The sequence below is a fragment of the Oleiphilus sp. HI0117 genome (assembly GCF_001635235.1).
In genome coordinates this window covers 1-7,140 of the sequence record NZ_LWGA01000036.1, presented here as the reverse complement: position 1 = coordinate 7,140, position 7,140 = coordinate 1, and the positions used below count along the sequence as shown (strand labels likewise).

Here is a 7,140-nt window from a genome sequence, read left to right as displayed (position 1 = left end):
AACCCCTCGCATGAATCTGCCCCGTGCTAGCCCGCTTGCGAGCCGTGGAAGGCTCTGCCTACAGGTTAGGGAAATTGCTTTGGCCGCCCCCCCATTACTGTTTGTTTGAGTCGCGGGGTTTATCGGTGCGCACGGCGCACCCTATTTGAGTTGTCAGGGTCTTAAATGCGGACTCATTGGCACTAGTGAAGAAAATTCCGATTAGATGTCTCAAAAAGTTACATCAAATTCATTGGCGGCAAAGAGCTTAATCTTGATCTAGGATATCAATTAGATGTTTACTTGGTTCCATGCGTTGATGAAGAACCCTGAAGATTTCAATGCCACCCTGGCACTCTGCATAATAAATGAAATGTGACTCAACTCTTACATGCAAACAGCTTGGTAGTTGGATATCAAACGTATTTCCCTTCTGAGGATTGCAAGCTAATTGCTTAAACATTATTTCTATATCTTTGATATAACGTGCAGCTCGAGCAAAACCAAATTTCTCTAGGCTATAATCAAAAATAGCTTCTAAGTCTTCATCTGCTTTTTGGTGTACAAAAAAGCTTTGGTTTTTATGCATTATGCTTTTTCTTCATCCGTTGAATAAAATCATCAGCATTCCAATTTTCGATAATGGGGCTATTTTCACCATCTTTAATAAGCTGGCGTAATTCTGCTAGCTTTGATTCAGCGTAATGCTCTTGCAGAAGTCTCAAGCCAGCGCGAATGACTTCACTTTGGTTAGAGTAATCACCTGAACTAATCAGACCTTCAATAAAACCGCCTTGATCATCAGTAGGTCTAAATGTAACGGTATCTGCCATAACAAACCTCTTCGTAAGAATATGTCTTACAAATAAATTTACATGACTTTATTCAGGCTGGCAAGGAATTAACCAACACGGCTAAACAATAACTACACTTGAATTCGTTCAGCAAGATCAAGCGCATCATCTACTTCTACCGGTACCACTATTAGCACCGGTGATGAGGTAAGTCTTACCTTTAAGAGACTCGATTCGCTCAGGTGTCCAGCCTTTTGGGCCGAATTGATGTTTAGTAAATTGGCGGTTGGTAGACATTGCTTAAACTCCTTTATGTGTAAATAAGGAAATAAGGGGTCGGTGACAACTGATTCTTATTTGTCACCGACCCCTTAGACTCTTATACTAGTGCTGGCAATCAAATCGGCAACTAAATCGCCAATTAACAAACCCTCGTCCAGTCCCTCGGCCATAGAAAAGACATCACGGAACAGCACAATCACTTCTTGTGACTGAGCAGGCGTAAATTCAGATAAATTCATCAGACCCACCCTTCTAAAGATATAACGCGAGAATATCGAAGCTCTCCTATAGAGAGAGCCTATCAACGCTAAGCTTTTTTAACGTATTTCGGTGTCACTTTAAGCGCACCGATTCCAGGGATCTTACAATCAATATTGTGGTCATCAGAGCTTTCGATCAGGCGAATATTTTTGATCTTGGTGCCAACTTTTACGACTGAAGAAGAGCCTTTGATCTTAAGGTCTTTAATAACGGTAACACTATCGCCATCAGCTAACACTGCGCCATTTGAATCTTTTACAATCAAACGATCTTCATCTTCTTCAGCATTAATGGGCCATTCATGGGCGCACTCAGGACAAACAAAACTAGGGCCGTCTTCATAAGGGTATTCAGAATCGCACTTCGGGCAATTAGGCATAGATATTCTCTTTTAGGTTTCAACATGAATCTAACAATGAATCAGCCTGCCCTGGGAGCAAGCTTTAAAGTGTTATTATCTACCAATTAGCATTTAGAATCTTCTAAATAAGTAAGATCCTTTTATGTCGACACTTAGTTACACTTGCCTAAGCGCTAGACAGCGTTAAAATACTTAACCTTCCTAAGCTCATCCCAGGTATCTCTATGCAATCCGATTTTTGGTTCAATTGTTGGAAAAACAACACCATCGGCTTTCATGAAAGTGAAGCAAACCCTAACTTGGTAAAACACCTCGACTTGCTCAAGCTCGCCCCCGGTAAACGAATACTTTTACCTTTATGTGGGAAAACTCTCGATATTCCTTGGCTAGCCTCTAAGGGATTTCAGGTTGTTGGCATCGAGTTAAGCGAGTTGGCCATACAACAACTTTTCGATGAAATGGGCGTTCGGCCAGAAGTGAGCACCCAGGGGCAAATTAAACGCTATCATGCTGAGAATGTAGACATACTAGTCGGTGATTTCTTCAGTGTCGATAAAGAAACGCTTGGCCAGGTTGACGCTGTGTTTGACCGTGGCAGTTTAGTTGCTTTGCCTGTAGAGATGCGCAAGCAATATGCCTCACACCTCAACACTCTGGTTGCTGGAACGCCTCAGCTAGTGGTTTGCTATCAGTATGATCAGAGCCTAATGGGTGGACCGCCTTTTTCAGTTAGCGAAGAAGAGTTGCAGCAACACTACGCACAGCATTACAACTTGCGGCCCCTTGATAGCACGAAGGTTTCAGACAAGTTTTCAGCAGCCTTTCCTATCACTGAATATGTCTGGCTACTTGAGGGCGAGAATTAAACCCTCAGCCCTTTTATTCTTGTTAGCAAGCCTACTCACTAGAAAGAGAAGACCATGAAAGAAGACCAAGCTCGCTGGAATAAGCGCTTTAGCGAGCGCCCGATGATTCAAGCGAAAGCACCCGCTTTTATCGAGGAGGCTTTAGACCAGCTCCTACCCGGCAGTGTGCTTGATATTGCCAGTGGCGACGGTGCAGCAGCCTTATTCCTAGCCGCGAAAGGCTTTACTGTATCGGCTGCCGACATATCAGAAGTCGCCCTGGATCGACTGAACACCTTCGCACAAGAGAAAAACCTAGAAGTAAGCACTTATACCTTAGACCTCGATCACCCAGAACAACTAAACGAGCTAGAGACGTTTGATAACATCGTGATGACGCACTTTAAACCAGCGCCTCATTATTGGCCCCTGTTCATCGCACTGTTACGCCCCGGTGGAAAGTTACTTTTGAGCACCTTTAACCTCACCCATCATGAGAAAAACGGCTTTTCCCGTCGCTTCTGCCTAGAGCCAGGTGAACTCAGAAATATAAACGAGCACCTGGAACTCGAGCATTTCGCCTCCATTCAACGAGGTGAAAGTTATATGGATGATTATCTGTTTCGCAAAGTGTAAGCCTTCCTACGCTCACTCAAAAGCGGAGTTCATAAGAACAAAGGGGAAGTACACGTCGTTTTTTAAGTGCAAAGAGATCTAAGCTTCTGAACCCTGACTGGCCTATAATAAAACTGTCTAAGAAATAGACAGCGCAGTAACTCCTAAAAAACAATAATGATCAATAGAGGTTTACCGTATGTTATTAAGTCATGTCCCTGGAATGTTCACACACCCCGATGAAGAGTGGGAATCAATAAGAAAAGAACATTCAAGCCCGCTTAAGATGGCCGCCTATATCTGCCTTCTCGCCTTGATTGCCCCAGTATGCGCCTACATTTCAACCACTCAATATGGTTGGCAAGTGGGTGAAGGCCAGTTAGTTTACCTTTCTCAATCGAGTGCAATGACGCTCAGTATTTTGACTTATGTCGCCATGGTCGCGGGCATTTACTTTATTGGCTTTATGATTGACTGGATGTCTCGCAACTATGGCAGTGGCCATGATGAGTTTGCCGCGAACGGAATAGCACTCGTCGCTTACTCCTGCACGCCTCTGTTCCTAGCTGGTTTAGCACCACTGTACCCAGAGCCTTGGGTGAATGCTGCTATTTTCCTCGCAGCAGCGGGTTATGCAGCTTACCTGATGTATGACGGTTTACCTCATGTACTGAAGATATCCCAGGATCAAGCCTTCTTCTTTGTCGGTGCGATATTAACAGTTTCTCTGGTTTATCTGGTGACAACATTAATCGGCACCGTCATTATTTGGAGCATGGGCGCTGGCCCAGAGTTTGTCACGCGTTAAAGGGCAAACACTAAAAAGGAAATACCAAAACGCAGAAGGGGACTTATATTAAGCCCCCTTCTCATTTCATATGCCACTTACCACTGCAAACGAATATCTTTCATACGCTGTTTATCTGCTGGTAGCGTCGGCGCAGTATCCGGGTCCACTTCCTTATAAACATTTGTCACCGGCGTAATGTTCGCGTCTCGACCATGGATAAAGTCCTGGTCAGCAACAATGGTCATGTAGGCTTTGTTTAAATCAAGTGCTCGACGAACAGAAGGCGTTAGCAGCTCATATACATCGGCGGCAACCACCTCTTCTTCCTTAACTGTCCCGTCTTCATTAAACCATTTCTCTAGCATTTCACCGTTCTCACGAAACTCATCGCCACCACCAACTCGCTTTAGGTAGTCCAGGATTTCACCTTCGGTATCACCCATTACCGGCGCATCTTTCATGCCCTTCAAGTTAATATAGCCCCAACCTTCAGAGCCTGTAACCTTCCGTGGAAATGCAAAAGTCTGATCTATCGTACTGCCAATCGAGGTATGACAACCCATGCAGAAGTTATGTTCTTCATAGCTTTGTCTACGCATTGAACCGTCGGCATTTTCTATGAAGCCCAGAATCATCCAGCCAAAGCTGTTATCAAGCCCATGATCACCACGATTGATATACTTCGGCAATATTTCATCAATCTTTTCTTGTCGCTCGTTGCCATACATGGAAATCAAATCAGGCTCATCAAACAATTTGAATTTGCGCATGTAACGCACTTCCTTCATTCGTGGTGACACACCTATATCACCATCAGCTGACACGCCTACATAACGAACAGTATGAAGGAATTGAACACCTTCAGGGTAAAGCATTGGTACGACCGCTACATCAGACGCTTGCCCCACATAGAAAGCGGGTCTATCGATTTCGTAAATCACACCAAGGTGACCATCATTATTCAAGTCGGTACAAAATACGCGCTCATCAACTTGTGGCAAGGATACTGAATCCAGGTTTTTAATCGCCGCTTCCATAATCGCAAGGTTAGCTAAATAAGTATCTCGTGAATAAGCACTGGTATCGTTAGTACAACTCTCGGCAGCCGCTCTGAATTCTTCAGGTAAGCGCACCATTACGTCATCTGTAGAGCCATTTGTTGGCCAAAAGGTGCTAGGTTGAGGTTTGTAATTAAATGCGACCCAGTAGCTGCCGTCTTTGGCAATGCCTTCGTCGTCAAAAGCATCTGCGCCTTGCTGTAAATTTACAAGTTTTGGGATAGGGCCTTCCCAATCCGAACTTGCTTCTAATTGCTCAATTAAAGGCGTGTAGTTATCCGTATTAATGTAATCAATAACCTCTTGATCTGAGATCTGACCAACCTTTTCAGTCTTATCTTCAAACAAGTTCTTCCAATGATTGGTCACCCCAACATCAGAGAAAGCATATTCTGCCTGTAATACGCCATCGGCCATATAGTTTGTGCTGGAGCCAAAAGGATGTGTCTGGTGACAAGCCATACATGGATTGTGCTTTGCTTCATGTTTGGTATAACACTGAGGAGGGACAATCGCTTCTTTGTTATAGGTAATGCCATCTTCCGTCGCACGAAGCTGACCTGATGTTCCCTCATTAATCTCTGTCGGGAAATTAAGACTCGCTAATAGCTCTGTTTCAGCATCAGGGTCATTTTGTGTGTTGCTCTTGCTCGTATTCGAATCACTGCTACAAGCACTCATCAGAACAAGTAAGGCCAATAGGTTAATATATTTCATAAGAATTTCTTTAGTGTCTGAGAAAAAAGGAGGGCAACAATTCGCCCTCCCCTTACAGTACTCTTAGAGTACTAACTTAATGAAAACTACAGTGCTGGATCTTCATATACCCAGATAACATTGTTTTCATGATTCCCAGTATCTTCACCAATCAATAGACGACCGTCGTCCATTACAGCTAGGTTATCCGGGTTAGAGATATTGTTAACACTACACTCATTCACATCACGATCAGAGTAGTATGGGCCACCTACAATTGCAGGAACCATAGTATCAACGTCTACGTTGCCAGCGTTTTCTTTCAAGGTCATACGATATACCACACCGCATGGGCCGTGAGTGCCGTCTAGCTGGATATCACCTTCATCATCAGCCATTGTTTTGTCAAATGATGACATAGCCATATACATGTAAGCCTGATCACCATCAGCAGCACCAGCATTCCACCAGTTATCTGCAAGACCATAGTTGATAACAACACCTTCCATCTTACGGAACTCACCCGTCGCGCCCAAAGCAACAGCTGCTTTACGGCTCTCTAGGAAAGCAGGACGGTCATCAGTAAAGGGATCAGCTGCAACAGAACCGCTGCCATCTAGATCCTGAGAAAGCTTAGCTTCAGCCCAATCATTGATTTGCTGATCAGTAATATAGCTTGGGCTAGCAAGTGTGCCCGCATCATATTCAGCAATTGCAGCTTCGATATCAGCTTCAGCACCGTGCGCAAGCTCAATCCACTCAATTGCAAAAGCAGCTTCAGAAGGATCGCTAACACCATTCGTCTGAGTGACTTTCGCAGCGTATAAAGTACCAGAGCTCATATCACCTGCTGCATCAGCAACAAACTTGAAGAACACAACACCCGTTCCGTCATCACTCAAGAATACTGTTTTCTGGTCAGGCATCACTACGCTGTTTTCGTGAGAGAAGCGGCCTTGAAGCTCAAGTTTATTTAGTTCTACGTTTGCAAGCGCTGGGTCTGCAGCAGTGCTAGACGTACCGACTTCAACAATGTAGCCATACTTGTACGGGTTTGGCCATGCACCAGAACCGTCAGTTGGGTAACCCAAGTACTGAGCAAGTGATTGAGGGTTGCTGAAGTATTGATATGATTCATCAAACCAATCAGCCGTGTCATCAAAGTAAAGCTCTTCTGCTGTCAAAGGCGTGCCCCAAGGACTGACAGTACCGAAGCAGTTTACCCACGTTCCATCAACTGAAGAGAAATCTAACATACCTTCAAGAGATATATTTTGGTAACCCGTCTCACCTGCGCCAAGGTTGCTTAGGTTCATACGGCTCATGCTTCCTGGGCGGTCTTCCCAGTTAGTGTATAGGTAGAAGCCTGTACCACCGTCAGAGATAACACCGTTAAAATCCGGGTCATTAGAGCTCTTAATCAGAGTCGTGCCATCGGCAGCAAGAATATCACCCATCT

10 protein-coding genes are annotated in these 7,140 nt (G+C 44.4%); 3 read left to right on the top strand and 7 right to left on the bottom strand.

Features of this window, described 5'->3' with window-relative positions; genetic code table 11:
• Nucleotides 1-247: 247 nt before the first annotated feature.
• The 5 genes from A3757_RS00765 to A3757_RS00755 form a co-directional block, all read right to left on the bottom strand.
• Nucleotides 248-568, bottom strand: coding sequence for a type II toxin-antitoxin system RelE/ParE family toxin (locus tag A3757_RS00765; RefSeq protein ID WP_068506946.1), 321 nt, complete (start codon nt 566-568; stop codon nt 248-250).
• On the bottom strand, nt 561-812 hold the full coding sequence (locus tag A3757_RS00760; protein WP_068506949.1) for a type II toxin-antitoxin system ParD family antitoxin: 252 nt from the start codon (nt 810-812) through the stop codon (nt 561-563). The genes A3757_RS00765 and A3757_RS00760 overlap by 8 nt, the downstream gene beginning before the upstream one ends.
• 126 nt (nt 813-938) lie before the next feature.
• Complete coding sequence (locus tag A3757_RS27840) at nt 939-1,070, bottom strand: hypothetical protein (protein WP_255374960.1); 132 nt, start codon at nt 1,068-1,070, stop codon at nt 939-941.
• Nucleotides 1,071-1,144: 74 nt separating this feature from the next.
• Nucleotides 1,145-1,294 (bottom strand): hypothetical protein, encoded by a 150-nt coding sequence (locus A3757_RS25500; RefSeq protein WP_156490468.1) that lies wholly within the window; start codon nt 1,292-1,294, stop codon nt 1,145-1,147.
• Nucleotides 1,295-1,362: 68 nt separating this feature from the next.
• A complete protein-coding gene (locus tag A3757_RS00755; protein WP_068506955.1) occupies nt 1,363-1,695 on the bottom strand; it encodes a zinc ribbon domain-containing protein YjdM in 333 nt (110 codons plus the stop codon).
• 206 nt (nt 1,696-1,901) lie between these two features.
• Between A3757_RS00755 and tmpT the strand changes: the two genes are divergently transcribed.
• From tmpT to A3757_RS00740, 3 genes are all read left to right on the top strand, one after another.
• A complete protein-coding gene (gene tmpT, locus A3757_RS00750) occupies nt 1,902-2,543 on the top strand; it encodes a thiopurine S-methyltransferase (protein WP_068553689.1) in 642 nt (213 codons plus the stop codon).
• Nucleotides 2,544-2,597: 54 nt separating this feature from the next.
• Nucleotides 2,598-3,158, top strand: coding sequence for a bifunctional 2-polyprenyl-6-hydroxyphenol methylase/3-demethylubiquinol 3-O-methyltransferase UbiG (locus A3757_RS00745; protein WP_068554225.1), 561 nt, complete (start codon nt 2,598-2,600; stop codon nt 3,156-3,158).
• 178 nt (nt 3,159-3,336) lie between these two features.
• Nucleotides 3,337-3,945, top strand: a complete 609-nt coding sequence (locus A3757_RS00740) for a Yip1 family protein (RefSeq protein ID WP_068554227.1) — start codon at nt 3,337-3,339, stop codon at nt 3,943-3,945.
• 77 nt (nt 3,946-4,022) lie between these two features.
• On the opposite strand, the gene A3757_RS00735 is transcribed toward A3757_RS00740, so the two are convergent.
• On the bottom strand, nt 4,023-5,702 hold the full coding sequence (locus tag A3757_RS00735; protein WP_068554229.1) for a hypothetical protein: 1,680 nt from the start codon (nt 5,700-5,702) through the stop codon (nt 4,023-4,025).
• Between the two features lie 86 nt (nt 5,703-5,788).
• Nucleotides 5,789-7,140 (bottom strand): alkaline phosphatase PhoX (locus tag A3757_RS00730; protein ID WP_068738981.1); only part of this gene is annotated, 1,352 nt, incomplete at its 5' end.